At 36.3% G+C, this 14,882-nt stretch carries 16 protein-coding genes and 6 pseudogenes; 6 read left to right on the top strand and 16 right to left on the bottom strand.

What is annotated here, in order from left to right; genetic code table 11:
• Positions 1-15 precede the first annotated feature (15 nt).
• Both MHI44_RS03545 and MHI44_RS03550 read left to right on the top strand, forming a co-directional pair.
• Positions 16-1,781: pseudogene (locus MHI44_RS03545) on the top strand (T7SS effector LXG polymorphic toxin).
• 13 nt (positions 1,782-1,794) lie between these two features.
• Positions 1,795-2,259 (top strand): SMI1/KNR4 family protein, encoded by a 465-nt coding sequence (locus MHI44_RS03550; protein ID WP_268353621.1) that lies wholly within the window; start codon positions 1,795-1,797, stop codon positions 2,257-2,259.
• 205 nt (positions 2,260-2,464) lie between these two features.
• Here MHI44_RS03550 and MHI44_RS03555 read toward each other — a convergent pair whose 3' ends face one another.
• The 5 genes and pseudogenes from MHI44_RS03555 to terS form a co-directional block, all read right to left on the bottom strand.
• The gene (locus MHI44_RS03555; protein WP_144483135.1) at positions 2,465-3,187 is read right to left on the bottom strand and encodes an NPP1 family protein; all 723 of its coding nucleotides are present in this window, start codon (positions 3,185-3,187) and stop codon (positions 2,465-2,467) included.
• Positions 3,188-3,380: 193 nt separating this feature from the next.
• Positions 3,381-4,201: pseudogene (locus MHI44_RS03560) on the bottom strand (N-acetylmuramoyl-L-alanine amidase).
• Between the two features lie 44 nt (positions 4,202-4,245).
• A pseudogene (locus tag MHI44_RS03565) lies at positions 4,246-4,386 on the bottom strand (phage holin family protein); the annotation flags it as partial.
• A 26-nt stretch (positions 4,387-4,412) separates the two neighbouring features.
• Positions 4,413-4,598: pseudogene (locus tag MHI44_RS03570) on the bottom strand (phage terminase large subunit); the annotation flags it as partial.
• The gene (gene terS / locus MHI44_RS03575) at positions 4,595-5,365 is read right to left on the bottom strand and encodes a phage terminase small subunit (protein WP_339202891.1); all 771 of its coding nucleotides are present in this window, start codon (positions 5,363-5,365) and stop codon (positions 4,595-4,597) included. The gene terS and the pseudogene MHI44_RS03570, both read right to left, overlap by 4 nt.
• A 181-nt stretch (positions 5,366-5,546) precedes the next feature.
• Between terS and MHI44_RS03580 the strand changes: the two genes are divergently transcribed.
• Both MHI44_RS03580 and MHI44_RS03585 read left to right on the top strand, forming a co-directional pair.
• Entirely contained in the window at positions 5,547-5,633 is an 87-nt protein-coding gene (locus MHI44_RS03580) for a YjcZ family sporulation protein (RefSeq protein WP_073991391.1), read from the top strand.
• A 40-nt stretch (positions 5,634-5,673) separates the two neighbouring features.
• Entirely contained in the window at positions 5,674-5,766 is a 93-nt protein-coding gene (locus MHI44_RS03585; RefSeq protein ID WP_088326573.1) for a YjcZ family sporulation protein, read from the top strand.
• A gap of 280 nt (positions 5,767-6,046) precedes the next feature.
• Here the strand turns inward: MHI44_RS03585 and MHI44_RS03590 are convergent, their stop codons facing one another.
• From MHI44_RS03590 to MHI44_RS03640, 11 genes and pseudogenes are all read right to left on the bottom strand, one after another.
• The gene (locus tag MHI44_RS03590; RefSeq protein WP_327842653.1) at positions 6,047-6,334 is read right to left on the bottom strand and encodes a hypothetical protein; all 288 of its coding nucleotides are present in this window, start codon (positions 6,332-6,334) and stop codon (positions 6,047-6,049) included.
• A 400-nt stretch (positions 6,335-6,734) separates the two neighbouring features.
• The gene (locus MHI44_RS03595) at positions 6,735-7,157 is read right to left on the bottom strand and encodes a hypothetical protein (protein ID WP_339202894.1); all 423 of its coding nucleotides are present in this window, start codon (positions 7,155-7,157) and stop codon (positions 6,735-6,737) included.
• The gene (locus MHI44_RS03600) at positions 7,129-7,491 is read right to left on the bottom strand and encodes a hypothetical protein (protein WP_339202897.1); all 363 of its coding nucleotides are present in this window, start codon (positions 7,489-7,491) and stop codon (positions 7,129-7,131) included. Before MHI44_RS03600 ends, MHI44_RS03595 begins: the two co-directional genes overlap by 29 nt.
• Positions 7,492-7,752: 261 nt before the next feature.
• Positions 7,753-8,208, bottom strand: coding sequence for a sigma factor-like helix-turn-helix DNA-binding protein (locus MHI44_RS03605; RefSeq protein ID WP_339202900.1), 456 nt, complete (start codon positions 8,206-8,208; stop codon positions 7,753-7,755).
• A 102-nt stretch (positions 8,209-8,310) separates the two neighbouring features.
• Entirely contained in the window at positions 8,311-8,934 is a 624-nt protein-coding gene (locus tag MHI44_RS03610) for a hypothetical protein (protein ID WP_268292864.1), read from the bottom strand.
• Between the two features lie 9 nt (positions 8,935-8,943).
• On the bottom strand, positions 8,944-11,025 hold the full coding sequence (locus tag MHI44_RS03615; protein WP_327842655.1) for an RHS repeat-associated core domain-containing protein: 2,082 nt from the start codon (positions 11,023-11,025) through the stop codon (positions 8,944-8,946).
• A gap of 130 nt (positions 11,026-11,155) precedes the next feature.
• Positions 11,156-11,362: an XtrA/YqaO family protein gene (locus MHI44_RS03620; protein WP_327842656.1), complete on the bottom strand. Its 207-nt coding sequence runs from the start codon at positions 11,360-11,362 to the stop codon at positions 11,156-11,158.
• Between the two features lie 81 nt (positions 11,363-11,443).
• Positions 11,444-11,892 (bottom strand): annotated as a pseudogene (locus tag MHI44_RS03625) (RusA family crossover junction endodeoxyribonuclease).
• 74 nt (positions 11,893-11,966) lie between these two features.
• The gene (locus tag MHI44_RS03630) at positions 11,967-12,116 is read right to left on the bottom strand and encodes a hypothetical protein (protein ID WP_254491044.1); all 150 of its coding nucleotides are present in this window, start codon (positions 12,114-12,116) and stop codon (positions 11,967-11,969) included.
• Positions 12,107-12,412: pseudogene (locus MHI44_RS03635) on the bottom strand (ATP-binding protein); the annotation flags it as partial. The pseudogene MHI44_RS03635 and the gene MHI44_RS03630, both read right to left, overlap by 10 nt.
• Positions 12,413-12,561: 149 nt before the next feature.
• On the bottom strand, positions 12,562-12,963 hold the full coding sequence (locus MHI44_RS03640; RefSeq protein WP_080529581.1) for a hypothetical protein: 402 nt from the start codon (positions 12,961-12,963) through the stop codon (positions 12,562-12,564).
• A gap of 421 nt (positions 12,964-13,384) precedes the next feature.
• Between MHI44_RS03640 and MHI44_RS03645 the strand changes: the two genes are divergently transcribed.
• Positions 13,385-14,227 carry a sialate O-acetylesterase gene (locus MHI44_RS03645; protein WP_339202907.1) on the top strand — a complete coding sequence of 281 codons (843 nt, stop codon included), beginning with the start codon at positions 13,385-13,387 and terminating at the stop codon, positions 14,225-14,227.
• The gene (locus MHI44_RS03650) at positions 14,224-14,766 is read left to right on the top strand and encodes a PadR family transcriptional regulator (protein WP_029318118.1); all 543 of its coding nucleotides are present in this window, start codon (positions 14,224-14,226) and stop codon (positions 14,764-14,766) included. Before MHI44_RS03645 ends, MHI44_RS03650 begins: the two co-directional genes overlap by 4 nt.
• Positions 14,767-14,882: the final 116 nt, after the last annotated feature.

The following is a 14,882-nucleotide window of genomic DNA, read 5'->3' on the forward strand; positions in this document are numbered from 1 at the left end:
TAGAAGGGATAGGTCATGAAAGTCTTTGAAGCTAAAACACTTATGTCTGAAGCTACAGACCGCGCCAAAGAATATAAAGAACTAAGGACGCAAATGGTCAACTTGAGAAAAGCTTTACAAAGCGTCGCTGAACTTGACGACAGCGAATTCTCAGGTAAAGGCGCTAATAACATTAAAGCATTCTATCACGATCATGTTGGTGTCACTGATCAATGGATCGACTACATTGACATGAAGATCGCATTTTTTAAAGCATTGCCGGAGCTGTCGAGGACAAAGGCCTCTCTGATGCTTATATTGAAGAGTCTTTTTTAGAACATGAACTGGCTAACGCTCATAAAAGATCAAAGTCCATCATGTCTGAACAGAAAAAAGCCATGAAAGATATCCTAAATGACATAGACGACATCCTTCCGCTCGACCTGTTTTCAACAGAAACCTTCAAGGATGAGCTTGCGGATGCCAATGACAAACGCAAAAAAACAATTGAAAAACTAGGTGATCTTGACGAAGATTTACTGACAGAATATGCTATGTCAGAACCAAATGAACAATTCATCAAGTCAGATTTCCAAAAGCTCCAAGAAGCAACGGGTAAAGGCAAAAACGCTACGCCTATCCACTACAACGCTAAGGCGTACCGTGAGAGTGACATACATAAGAAAAAAGGCGATATTGAAAAGCGAACGGAAGCTTATTTGACGATTAAAAAGAAAGAAGAAAAAGAACGGGAAATTGAAAAACTGAAAGAAAGACTGAAGAATTACGATTATGCGGATGCCGATGAATTCTATTCAATGGCTAAAACAATTGGGTATGAAAATCTGACAGCAGATCAACAAAGATATTTCACACAGATTGAGAACACACGTGAGCTAATGGCTGGAGCCAAAGGTACTGTTACAGCTCTTTATGATATGACAGCTGAAACATTAGACTATATGGCACACAATCATCCTGTCGACATGCTTATTAATTCTGCAGTTGCAGTTTATCACTATGATTCCACATTAAAGTCAATTAAAGATGCAATAATAACCTCTTATGTTAGAGATGTAAAGAATGGAGACGCAGAATCAACGGCTCACTGGATTACATGTGCAGCAGTAAACATCTTTGCTTTAAAAGGTGCTGGTTCAGTTGCTAAAATAGGATTGAAAGCAGCCGGAAAAGCTGCAGTCAATAAAGTGTCTAAAAAACTGGATGAAACTCCTGATCCACTAACAGTAATTAAACCGTTTGCCATGCGAGAAGATGTTGTTGTAGCAGGTGGTGTGCCGTATAATGTCATCAACGATGTGAGTGCAAAAGACAGGCTACTTCAGCTTGCTAAAAAATTAGATGAAACAAGAAAACCATTTACAGGTAAGGAAATAAATCTCCCTTGGTTAAATAAAGAAAAGTACAGTGCTGTTGAAATAGGCGGCAAAGTAAAGGTTAAAGGTGAAGTTAGAGATGTAAGCCGGAGAGTCTATACCTTAAAGGACATTGATATTAATCAAAAAACTCCAAGAGGAAAAACCAATCTTGAATTAATGAAGGATGGTAAATCTCCTTATGCTAAAGACGGAACACAGATTAACTTACATCACCTCATACAAGAAGAAAGTGGAACATTGCTTGAGATACCTAACAGTTTACATACAAAGTATAGTGATGTGATACATGGCCTAAAAGGTAATGGCGAAAGCTTTAGAAATGATGTTTACCTGGAGAAACAATACAATAACTTTAAGACAAGGTATTGGAAGTGGAGAGCAAAACAATATAAGAAAGAATAAGGGGTTATAAACCATGGATTTTTATTTGAAAGTAAAAGAATTCTTAGCTGAAAATGCAAAGGAAAAAGATTTCACAGGTGGAATTAGCGAAGATAAAATTTTAAAAATCGAACAAGATCTTCAAGTCACACTTCCAGATAGCTACAAGTGGTTTCTTAGAAACTATGGTTCTGGCGGAGTTTATGGAATCGATTTATTAGGCTATGACTTTGGCGGTGCTTCAGTTGTTGAAACAACCAGGGAATATCGTGAGTATAGGGAATTGCCAAGTGGATTGGTAGTTATAGAGCATGTTGATTTTTTTGGTTATTGCTTAGATACCAATAAAATGAACAGTGAAGGAGAATGTCCAGTTGTTATTTGGAGTGAATTTGGTGGCTATAAAGAGCTTGATTCGGCGCATTTTATAAAGTTCTTTTATGAAAGGCTCCATGAGATGAAAGAAAACTGGGAAGAGGATGAAGACTGGGACGATTAAACAAAAAATTGAATTTAGTGCTCCTTGCAAATGAGGGGCTTTTTTTAAATTGATTGGTGTTTTTCTTTGCAAAGCTAACAAGATATTTATAATAGCCCATCCAGTCTTTTTTGTTTTCTGTCCGTAACTACCGTCTTGATTTCAGTAGAAAAAGAGCCCTTCTTTAAGTAAGGACTCTTCTCAGTACAGAATTATTTTATTTTTTCTATTTAAACCAAGCTTTCTTTAAATTGTTGGTAAAATTACTATTATTAAAAGGAACATTTGCTTTACCGAAATTTGCTGTATTTAATGCATTCCTTGCGGCAGGAGTTAAATCATCCCAGCCGATTAACGGTTGAGTTCCACCTACAACACGATCGCTCATCATCAATTCGTGGTTGAGAGGCCATGTGCTGTCATAAGCAATCAAAGGATGAGTGCCATCTTTCATGTTGGTTCCGCTTGGTGCTACATTTGTAAATTTTCCATGTCCAGAATATGCAATTGATAAAACCTTTGGATTTTGATTTGCTGGATTATCAATCCATACAACGATTCCTTCCCAGTCATGTCTGTGACCTAAGCTTGGAGAGGCTTCATCTTTAGGAAAATACCAAGAATACATAATTGCCCAAACCCCATTGTACCATGCAGAACGTGAATATACTTGTCCAGTATTTTTGCTGCAATGTCCTTCAGGTGCTCCAGTCGGCTCTAAACCACCACTTGTATTACCCTGCGCATCTACTGCAGGAAAAGGTACACAGCCGCTATAAACCTTTAAATATGGCTGAAAACGTTTCGCCGCTTTTTGAGTAACAGTTGTAGGCACCACCTCTCTAAAACCCACTACTTTATCATGATCGATTACAGCTGCATTTGCTGTTGAAACCATGCTAACAGAAGTGATTACAGATAAAAAGAGAGCCAAGAAAAATTTGTTCATTATTCCAACTCCTTTTAAGAATATTGACAACAATTAAATACCACAGAGTTGGAATAAATATCAATATCTTTTTTGAGAGCTAACTGAATATCCATACTAGAGTACTATTTTATTTTTCTTCGGTCTTTAAATTCAGTAAATAATACACTCTTCAAAAATACATAAAATGTCCTCTCTTTAAAAAAGAGGGTTGTTATTTCAATAATGCTTCAAGTTTAGCTTTCGTATCCGGTCCATAAATACCGTCTTGGGTAAGACCATACATAGATTGGAACCGTTTGACTGCATTTGCTGTTTTTGGTCCATACACACCATCAATACCGTTATTCTTCGCACCTTTGTCCGGATAGAAATAAAGAGAGCCGCTAGAGCTTTTTGAATCTGCCTTACGTCAGCCCCTTTTCGCATAGGGCTTGTGACATTATAGATGCCAGAAGGCAGCGCATATGACGTTTTTTTGCTACTTGAGTTTGTTGTTTTCTTTTTAGTTGCACTTGTTTTGTCTGAGCTTGTTTTGCCACCTAGCGACTTTAATTCTTTTTCAATGGCAGTCTTAACTTGATTCCATCTTCCCTCTGACAAAATACGATGCGGACAATACTTACCGTTCCAGTCTTGATGCTTGCGGACACGATCAATGCCCCAGCCGCGTTCTTTAAGTAGCTGCGCCACAAACTTAATAGCAAGCTTTTCCGCTGCCTTATATCGTGCCCCTCCTGACTTGCTATAACAAATTTCGACACCAATCGACTTACGATTCCCTGTACCGTTTGTTCCATCTCCTGTGTGCCAAGCGTTACGATTCGTTGGAATCCCTTGAATGACTTGTTTATCGTCTACTGCAAAGTGAAAACTCGTTGAGCTAGAGTTATTCTTCATGTAAGAAATCTCATTGGCTGCTGAAGCATCATTCGCAGTGTTATGGATAGTGATATACTCAGCTTTCATTGGGTTAGGACATTTCAATCCATACTTTGATTTGGAGACTAGATTCTTTACAACTTTAATGGCCATATATCCTCTCTCCCTCTGTTTGTGTAATAAAAAAAGCCACTGGCTTAGCCAGCAGCTTTGTCTGCGTTATTCTTACTCTGTTCTTTTTCGTTCTCAATTGTTTGTAATCGATCTGTTATTGTTGAAGGGATTTTAACACCGATCTGTGCTAAGTTTTCAGTTATTGACAATTCTTCATTAGCGACAGCTTCCTGACGCACGTAGGTAAAATATCCCTATGTGTGTCGTAGACCTCTCTGATAACAAGTGCAGTTCGTTTTTCTTTAAGCAATTTCAGAACAATTTTGAGTGCCACATGGTAGCTTTTGGATGATCCATAACCGCCCACAAGAAAATGAAACTTTTGATTCCAGTCAAAGAGAAATTCTTTAAAATGAGGATTTACTTGTTTAATCATTTGTCATCACTCTTGTTCACAATGGTGATTTCAAAAGGTTTATCTTCTTCTGTAAGCTCTTCAACCTCTAATTTTTTCTTGTTAATATTTAAGCGCATATGTTCCAATTTAAGGCGTCGTTCGTCTTCTGAATTAGCTAATTCGTCAAACTGCTTTATAAGGTTCCTGAGCTCTGCCATTGCCCGAGATTGCTCGTTCAAGAACGTGGCATGACGATCCAAAGAAAATTGGAATTCGTATTCTTCCTCTTCGACTTCGTTTGTCTTAGATAGGACAGACTTTTTCTTTTTTAGTTCCTTAATCATTTCTTGCTTATCAGAAACGAACATGATTTTTTGCGCCCTTATAATTGCGGCATATTGGATCTGTATCTGATCCCATATCATATCGACAGGCAAACGTTCTTGAATACCTTCCATGATGGATAGCGTTTCTTCTGGCAGGAACTTAGAGAAGAATCCATGAGTCACAGCGTTTTGATTTCTCAGTGGAGCTGCACCAACTTTATTTCCTAATGCATTTTTATTTCCAAGCGGTGCTCTTCCTCCCTTATTTCCTTTTGCATTTTTGTTCCCTTTAGGTGCGCCTCGACGCAAAAGAGCGCTCCCTTTTATTTTTTCTTCCCATTTATCGTTTGTTTTCCATTTTCGGACAGTGCTGCTTGTTACGTTTAATTGCTCAGCAATGTCTTTTAACTTCTTACTCCCGCCGCTCTCTTCCCAAAAACGAAAGGCTTTGTCTCTGCGTGGATCTCGTGGTCTTGGCATTACATCTTACCCACCTCCGGACCTCATGTTTGAGTTTGTGTTTGTTTTAATAGTTTTTGCTGATGTATCTGCTATTACACCTTTAGACAAAATATTCATTTTCTCTTATTTAGACTTAAATCTATGTCGAAAATTATTGTTTGACATATCTTATACTAACTCCACTAAAAGAGGTGATAACATGTCAAATGGTTACAATAGCTCCTTCGTGTTAGTTGTGGTGTTGTTCATCCTGTTAATCATTGTGGGTGCTTCATTCCTTTATTAGTCTTGAAATATTTTAATCTACTATTAAAGGAGGTAACTATATGGGATACTCGAATGGTTATGGTAGCACCTTCGCATTAATCGTAGTGCTATTCATTCTATTAATCATTGTTGGTGCTGCATTCCTTTATTAGTCTTGAGGCACTTTAGCCTTTTGATTTCACCTCCCTGTACGAAGACGCCATAAGAAGTTTTTATGGCGTTTTGCTATGTTATTAACTTTATCAATGCTGATAAAGTTTCAAAATCAGGTAAATATCCACCGCCGCCTTCTTTTGAATTGTGTTGTTTTGGAAAAGATATTCCCTCTAAACCGCCACCGCCTCAATCTGTAATCGCCAACTGTCTATCCTGAGACTTACCGGAAGCAGTTTACAGAGAACATAAAAAAGCATCCCTAAGGATGCTGATAAATTACATGAAATTAGGAACTTCAAAATTTTCATCAAACTCTTTAACTGCTTTTAATGTTCCTAAAAGGAATTGATATTTTTGATAACTTTTTTCTGTTAATTCTTTGTTTACTTCAATAGCTTTTTTAGTTAAAGAAGATTCTGGATGGGAACTTTCTAAGTATAATATAACTTTAGATGTCCATGTTTCGTATTCAACTCCACTTAATGCTTTATCAGAACCATAATTAATTGATTCTGCTTTTGCTTCAAGGAGTTCGCCTTCTTTGATTAGAGAATCAACATTCATGTTTCTCACCCCCTTCAACCTAATTATCGGTTAAGGAGCATGACAATGGAACCAATTGCAAAATTTGTCGAACAAAAAAGCACCCCTAAAAAGAGATGCTTTATTATTTTCTGCTTTTTATATAATCCTCTTTACTGATTCCTAAAAGCTCCGCAGAATGCTCATCTGCTGACTGTTCTAAATGATGCATTTAGTATTTAACGAATTCTTCTTCAGTGAACACTTTTTTATCAATGAGAATATCAATTAGAGCTTCTATTGTGCATTGACGGTTTACCGATCCACCTGCTAACTGTTCTAACAAATGTTGTTGATTAACATTAATTGTTCTTGTCAGGTTTTCATCTCCTACCTTATTGCCGTTACAACTTAGACTAGAAAAAAACACCCGTAGGATACTTTAATCTATAAGACTTTCTTTTGGCAATTCAAACTCAGCTGTTTCTAATAATTCAGTTGTCTTCATAACGATAGCTCTTTTTTCTATACTTTCGAATTTAAAATTCACTGCCTCATTAGATCTAGTTTCCGGTAAAATAAAACGAACTTCACGCTGATATTTAAAAAATTCATCTTTCCAATAAAACATATCCAAAGATGCCTCATCGAATAATTTCTTTCTCTCAGAGTCATAAATATCATAATCACAATAAATTACTGACTTAATTTGTGCTCTTTTGTTCTGTTCTTTTGCAGAATTGATTAATATCTCCATAAAGTCACCGGGTAAAACCACTGCAGTATCCCCAAAGTCTTTAACAAATAATTCTTTTTCCTCTTCACTTAAATTTATTTTAACAGTAAACGATTTTTTCAGTTTCACCCGTTATTTTCATATCTCTATGATTAAACCAAGTGAAACAAAACAAAGGAACTTTTGGTACATCCGTATATCTTTCAATTAATTCTGCTTTCCGGGCAGTACCTATAACTTTCTTTGTCTTAGGATCAATCAGTTTAATTTTAGTTCCTCTAGAAACAAACCCAGCCTCAAGTTTATCCCCTTGACCCTTCACATTACTTTTTCGCTCTAAGTCAATAAAGAATTGAAAATTGTTCATGTGCAAATTTCCACTTAATAACGACTCTACATATTCATCCTTAAGAAACTTTACTAAAAAATTAATTTTTTCAAAACCTTTAATATTATAGTTCATGTCATAAACCCCCTACTTTATTATCGGATAAGGAGGATGACTATAGAACCATTTGCAAAATTTGTCGAACGAAAATGTTGAATAAAACCATTATTTGTCGGGGATATTAATTTGTACGCAATACTGCTGCTGTTTTATCACCCATTGACTATGTAAGCCTCCCAACTGAGTTGATCCTCGCTTATCGCTGGGAGGTTTTATTCGTTGTATAGAATTGGTGGTGACGCAGGAATAATTCGCCGCGCCGACCTGCCTCCCATTTTACACCACAGATTTTTTCAGATTCAACAAACGCTCAAAGTGGCAATCTTGGCATAATTGGCTGATGAACTCATCTTTCATTTTGCGTACAGTTTCCCTTGAAATGCCAAGGTGAAGACCTATTGCGCGGTAGCTCATACCCTCCATCATGCAATCATAAATAACTTTGTGCTGCTCCCCTTTGATCTTTTCAGCCCCTAACTCCACCGCATATACTCGTTCTTCATAATACTTAAGACGTTTGAAAAGACGTTCCTCTCGCATATCCATTTGCTGCAATTCAGCCTGACTCTTCCCAGGACTTCCTTTTGGCATAGCAGCTTCTAACCCATATTGAGCAACACCCCAATTCTTCATGGGAATTACTGAACCATAGAGTACCCTTTGCAATCGATGAACCTCTTTTGCCATCCAGTGATAGCTATTGATTAGATTTTCAATATCTTTTCGATTCATGATTGTGTCCTCCTTTTCCAAATAAAAAACGGACACCAAACAAACAGTGTAATACTGTAAGTTTAGTGTCCGCAGGCTTTCCGTCTTGGACTTTTGGTTTGTTTATAAGAATTTAGGATTTAATAATCTTTCAATCTTTTTCTTTTCTTTCTCTAAAACCTCTTGGTCCTTAAAATAAACTTTAAGGGTTAGTGAATCTGTAAACATAAACACCTTATCTCCATCAGCAAAAAATAGATACTTATTATTTCTCGCAGCCATCTTACCTAATGTTGAAAAATCACCTAAATCATCGATTTTATAACCTCTACTTATTTCAACCAAGGTCGCCATATCATCATACAAATCATTAGATGATAAAAATTCCTTGTATTCTTTATATACAGGAGCTAGCTCATCTTCCTCAATATCTTCTAAATCAATTTCTCCTTCCCAATCATTGCTCAAATACGGAGTAACAATTGTTTGGTTGAAAGTTGATAAATAAGGAGAAATCCATTGAAAAAATTTATTTTCAATATCTATCCACTGTTGTTTAGAGATCTTAATATCAGAATACTCATTATCAACCGATTCAAAACCAAATGAATCATAAAAGTCTTTTATTTCAACAATGTCTTCTGGGAGACCAATAACAAGTTTATGGTGATTCTCTTCTTCATTTTCCCAATTAAAAAATTGATATTGAGATAGAACACTTAATAGTTTTGATGTTTCTAATTTCATTTTTTCCACCTATTTAGATAAAATTTTTCCTTTACCGTCAAGTGAAGCGACACGTTTCCCACTTTTGTCTTTCAGTTTCCATTTACGTCCACCATGTCCGGCATTATCTTTTTCGATTGTCCAACCTGTTTTTGGATTCTTATAAGCTTTTTTACCTTTAACCTTTTGATTAAACGCTCCTAAATCTACACGGGAATCACTTTCTAACAATCTTCCTGGGATATCAAATCTTAAAACTGATCTATGGTGAGACCAAAGAGATTTTACACCCAGATAGCCTAAATAAATTGCTGCTGCCCCTATTACAACTTCTCCTACGCCTGGAATAGCAACTGCTGCTAATGCTATTGGTGTATTACCAGTCGGATCATAGTATCTTAACGGGTTGTTATTTGCATAATTATAACCATTCTGTGTGACTAACTGGTCCTCTGTGCCGTACCAGGCATCCCTTGATAAAAAGACCGCAGTAGAAGGGTTATAGTACCGGTTTTCTAGATAGTATAATCCAGTTTCTTTATCATATTTATAACCAGCATAATTGATATCATTATCTTTAGCATAGTAACCAGTTTGTTCAGTTATATTTCCCCATGAATCGTACTTATAGTTTGCAACTACTTGCCCTTTTTCATCAGTGATTTCAATCACATCACCTCTTAAATTATGGTGATAATAAAAGGTTTGATTTTCACTGAAGTCTTTGACACTATTAACTTCTCCATTTTTCAAGTATGTATAATACTTTGTAATGTTATGATTTGCATCAGTTTCATAAATAACTTTGTTATTACTGTCATCATACACATAATTGGTAACTTCGTCACCTACTTGCTTTTGTATCCTTCTGCTATACTCATCATATTTGTATTTGATATTCTCGCCAGATTTTTTGTTAGTTGCTTCAACAAGACGTCCTGCTTCATCCCAAGTAAATTTGAAGGTATCATTTTCAATCAACTGACCGTTGTCATTGTATGAACTTCCTTGTGATTCAAATTGGTTCAATTTATTAAAAGTATAGTCGTTTAATGTTACTTTACCAGTTTTCCTGTCAGTAACTTCCTTACTAATACGGTTCCCTTTTACATCGTAAGAATATTTAATGATTTGGTCTTTAGAGGTTTCTTGTAAAAGTTGATTATTATCATCATACTTATATTCTATTTGATCATCTTTTGTTGTATCAGAAACTATATTACCTTTTTCATCATATTCATATTTATCGCTGCTTAAAACATTTTCTGCTTTATCAAAAACAGTTTTCTCCGTCATAACTCCCTGTTCGTTATAAGTAAGCGACTCTCTTAGACCATTCTTATAAGAATAACTTATTGGCTGACCTTGATCATTATATTCAATATCAGTTTTACTGTCTTCTGATGCTATGCTAATTAAGTTGTTTTCCTCGTCATATTTATGATTTTCATTAATATAATTAGACTTATTCTTTACTTTAATTGAACTCAGAGCTAATTGATTATACTCCCAGGAGATGTCTCCATCATCAGTATGTAATTCTCTTAATCTTGATAAATCATCTAAAGTAGTGACTTTATTTAGCCCCTGCTCCTTATTTTGGACAGCATAATCAGTTAATTCACTACCAACTACTGTTCCATCATCTTCTTTTTCCCCGGCTTCCTTATCTACGTAATTAGATTTTTCCACAGTGTACTTATCAGTTTTATTTAGACTTAGGGAACTGACTTCTCCATCATCATCAAGGTTGAATTTTATTTCATCCTTTTCTGGATTTTTAATTTTTACAACTTGTCCGGCTTCGTTATATGCATATTCCGTAACATTTTTATCAAAATCAATTATTTTAACTACTTGATTTTGATCATTATACTCATAAGTAAGTTCATTTATAACTTTATTATTTTTGTCTTTTGTTGTTTCTTTAATAATATTTCCTTTATCATCATAGGTATAATATAACTTTGCTCCAGAATCGTCATATGTCTCTACTAACTTTTTGTTTAATTCTTCTGCATTGGCATAAGATGTTCCAACTCCTGTAACAAACATAGATGTTGATAGAGCAACGAGTGTTAACTTTGATGCAAAATGAGTCTTTTTACTCACAAAAATTCCTCCTCTATGTAATTCAACCTATATATTTATATTACATCTCTAAATATTTTTCCATTTTTTTCGAACGACAAAATTCGACACTCGCACTCTTGAAACAACATCTTTGTTAAAAATTTAACTATCATTTCACTTTAAACCCTATCTCATGATCTACCCTTGCAAAGCTCCCCTTTACAGTTTGAATAACAGTTTTACCATGCTCCGGAGCATCTAAGACATGTGCAGTTCCCTGATTCCCATCTAAAACAATGATCTTAACCTTCCCTGGATCAATTTTCTGCTGAATAGTGAAGTCTTTTTTGATGTTTATTTCTCTTGGACTGTACACTCAATGCGCCCCCTATGTTATGATAGAAGTACCAGTTCATATCAAGAACACTGAGGCTAGGCGCTTCGGTGTTTTTTATTTTTAGGCAGAAACCTCTTTTATCATGACTTCCACCCTCGGCTCTTCGCTATAAAACTTGCTGACTTTCGGTCCACTACTTGGCTATCATCTTTATATATCAGATGATTCAAAGCATCCTTCACACCCTTTACATAGTTATCAACATCAGGCTTTGTGGTCGGCCGCGAAAGACCATTTTCAGCTTTCTCTTTCTTCTTTTTTGAGTTTGAAACTGACTTAGGCATTGGTCTGTACACTTTGACATTCATTGAGACAGTACCAGTAATAACTGTTTCTGGTCGATGCTGAGACGCAACCAAAGCTACATACTGCTTGAAATACTTTGATTTCGCTGGATCACGCATATGCACCTTCCCATTTCGTATTGATCTACGCGGCCGGCCCTGTGCAACTGGCTCACCATAAACAGTGAACTTAATGCAATCCCAACTGCTCTTACCTCCCGTCAAGCTGTTCCCAAAGCTGAATTTCTTTTTCTATTCTCGGTGCCGAGATTAAAACTGACAGCAGAGACACGACTGCTTTAAGCACTCAGCATCCGCTCCATTTGCTTTATTTTTTCCTCAAGTAAACGGATAGTTGGTGTAAGATCTTTACCTTCTGTAGGACTTAGAGGTCCGAATATATAAAGTCCACCAGTTGCTTTTACATTCATTTTCTCCTTCATTCCCAATCACCTAACCTATGATTTAATTGCATTCGATCGCCTTTAATAATCACTATGTAATCACGGCACATCTGGTGAATTCGTGAACCAAGAGCCTCGTCTATATCTAAAATCTCATCGACTGTTAACTCCGAAGAAATCAGCAAAGGCTTGTGATTTAAATATCGGTAGTTTAAGACTGACTGGATTTGTTCAACCTGCCAATCTGTTGCCCTTGGTTGACCGTTTATTGGTTTGAATAAGTCATCAATGAATAGGACTTCGACCTTTCTCATGACATCGAGTTTTACAACTAAGTTGTCAAGTTATGCCAGCAATACTTATGATAATCTTCTGGAATCATGGTACTTGCAAGGAAAGAAAAAAAGGGCTCTTAAATCCGTTTAAATCTAAACACAAAAGAACCGCAACTGGCGGTTCTTTTAGTATATATTCCTATTTGACTTCATTATTATTGGACAGTACCATAATCAAAATCAATATCTTTCTTGTCTAAATCCCCCTCAAAATTTTTAGCATAAGTCATTGTTAAATGTACGCTTTTATCTATCCACCAAGTTCCATCATCAGTATTAGTATCCCAAGTAACATCTATATCTCTTCCCAAATTCTCAAAAAACACCAAATTTCCAACAGCTACTGTTTTTCCGTTGATTTTGTAATATATTAGAACAATTTTCTTATCAAATATACCTGTCCCGTGCTTTACGATTGTTAAACTATAAGGCTTATTAGGACATTGCTCTTCAAGTATAACTTCAGGATTTAAAAATAAAACATAACAAATGAATAGAATTGGTACAATCGTTAACCTTTTTAATACTTTTTTATTGATATTTAACCTCTTCAACATAGTCCTCCCTTTTTAACAATCCATTTCATTTGGGATACACCCCCATCATTGAAGGTATTTCCTATGAAAAATGTTTTGAAGCTCATAGGAACCCTTACATGACAGGGTTTTTGTTGTTTTTTCATTGTCTATCAAGATCTAAATCAAAAAAAGCTATAAAAAATATGGAGTGATACATATTATACATGACTAATATGTATCACTCCTTTAGTTTTTGTTCAATAATCGCCCCCGATAGTGGGATAAGAAATAGCAAAAGAACTTGCTATTTCTCAAATACATCCACCAAATGTTCAATGTTAGTTTGTTTTTCATACATACTAATAATAAAAGTAAAACCTTATTAAAACTTTACAAGACAAACTGAATCGACTATAGTCTAATTAGACTAAAATATTGATGTAAAGAAGTGAAAAATTAGATGATAAAGTCTTTTTTAATGTTGGGGCAGTCGAATATGGCGGGCCGTGGATTTTTGAATGAAGTAGACCCGATCTATAATGAAAAAATAAAAATGCTGCGCAATGGACAGTGGCAGATGATGACAGAGCCGATTAATTACGACCGTCCGGTTTCCGGCGTTGGCCTGGCGGCATCTTTTGCAGATGCTTGGTCGAAAGCTCATCCTGATGAAGAAATTGGCTTGATCCCTTGTGCCGAAGGTGGCAGTTCATTGAATGACTGGCATCCGGAAGGCATCCTTTTTCAGCATGCTTTGTCCGAAGCCCGCTTCGCCCTCCGGTCCAGTCAAATTTGTGGAATCCTTTGGCACCAAGGTGAGAGTGACAGTTATCGTTCGCTACATGAAACTTATTACGAGAAATTAACTCTTATCATCGAGACACTAAGAAACGAGTTGGAACTTGATGAGGTACCGTTGATTATTGGAGGGCTTGGTGACTTTCTTGGAAAGACCGGTTTTGGACAGCCCGCGACTGAATTTCGACAGGTTAATGAACAATTGCTGCGTTTTGCTAATGAACAACAGAATTGTTATTTTGTTACTGCAGCAGGTTTGACTGCGAATCCTGATGGCATTCATTTAGACGCAGCTTCACAACGCAAATTCGGTTACCGCTATTTCGAGGCTTTTTCGAAAAAGCACCATATCCTGAAACCCATTTCGGGAGAGGAGCAATCGCTGAAAGTGAATGGTGACTATTCTAAAACAGAACAGATTTACCTTCATAGTATGGATTTGGCTTCGGGTAAAATCACGTACGCGGAATTTGAGGCGCGGATGGCGAAGGTGATGAAACCATGATTCCCTTACTTATCCTTGGCTTGCTAATCCAAAACCCCGGAGCTCACGGCTATGAACTTCTGGCCTTAATGGAAAAGCGTCATTACAAATACATTGTTAACTTCACGAAAGGTTCATTTTATTACAATCTGCAGCAGCTTGAAGAAAAGTGTTTTATTGAACAGATTGAGCAGAAACCCTCAACCAGCGGGCGTGAAATCCGTAACTACAAAGTCACAGATTCGGGAAGGGCAGAATTCGAAAAATTAATGATCAAATACGGCGCCAAATCGGAATATGTGAACCTGCAATTTTATGGGGCGTTACTCTTTGCAGATGAATTCGACAAAAATAAATTACTGGAGCTGATCCAATCACAAATCGATCAGACTAAAGCTCGAATCGAGCTCCTTGATGAATACCTGTCCATCACTCAAGAAATTCCCGGCACAATCGATTACTTTCGCCGTATGAACGAAAATTCCCGTTCACATCACTTGGTTAACTTAGAGTGGTTCGAAAAATTGAAAGCAGAAATAGAATCGACTATTGCAGAATAAAAAAATGCAAAGTTAAAAATAAGAATATTAGTTACCTACATATAAAACCTGTGTCGTAGATATTTAGTAACATCTTTTATACAGGTTTTATACTCCTTCTTTAATTAAACCAGTAA

Origin of the sequence: Bacillus sp. FSL K6-1366 (assembly GCF_037976695.1) — a bacterium.
Classification (GTDB): Bacteria; Bacillota; Bacilli; order Bacillales; family Bacillaceae; genus Bacillus; species Bacillus subtilis.

Excerpts from the sequence above, each read along its gene's own strand:
- MHI44_RS03550 (WP_268353621.1), top strand. The coding sequence starts at position 1,795 with ATGGATTTTTATTTGAAAGTAAAAGAATTCTTAGCTGAAAATGCAAAG.
- MHI44_RS03555 (WP_144483135.1), bottom strand. The coding sequence starts at position 3,187 with ATGAACAAATTTTTCTTGGCTCTCTTTTTATCTGTAATCACTTCTGTT.
- terS (WP_339202891.1), bottom strand. The coding sequence starts at position 5,365 with ATGCCAAGACCACGAGATCCACGCAGAGACAAAGCCTTTCGTTTTTGG.
- MHI44_RS03580 (WP_073991391.1), top strand. The coding sequence starts at position 5,547 with ATGTCAAATGGTTACAATAGCTCCTTCGTGTTAGTTGTGGTGTTGTTC.
- MHI44_RS03585 (WP_088326573.1), top strand. The coding sequence starts at position 5,674 with ATGGGATACTCGAATGGTTATGGTAGCACCTTCGCATTAATCGTAGTG.
- MHI44_RS03590 (WP_327842653.1), bottom strand. The coding sequence starts at position 6,334 with ATGAATGTTGATTCTCTAATCAAAGAAGGCGAACTCCTTGAAGCAAAA.
- MHI44_RS03600 (WP_339202897.1), bottom strand. The coding sequence starts at position 7,491 with ATGAACTATAATATTAAAGGTTTTGAAAAAATTAATTTTTTAGTAAAG.
- MHI44_RS03605 (WP_339202900.1), bottom strand. The coding sequence starts at position 8,208 with ATGAATCGAAAAGATATTGAAAATCTAATCAATAGCTATCACTGGATG.
- MHI44_RS03610 (WP_268292864.1), bottom strand. The coding sequence starts at position 8,934 with ATGAAATTAGAAACATCAAAACTATTAAGTGTTCTATCTCAATATCAA.
- MHI44_RS03640 (WP_080529581.1), bottom strand. The coding sequence starts at position 12,963 with ATGTTGAAGAGGTTAAATATCAATAAAAAAGTATTAAAAAGGTTAACG.
- MHI44_RS03645 (WP_339202907.1), top strand. The coding sequence starts at position 13,385 with ATGATAAAGTCTTTTTTAATGTTGGGGCAGTCGAATATGGCGGGCCGT.
- MHI44_RS03650 (WP_029318118.1), top strand. The coding sequence starts at position 14,224 with ATGATTCCCTTACTTATCCTTGGCTTGCTAATCCAAAACCCCGGAGCT.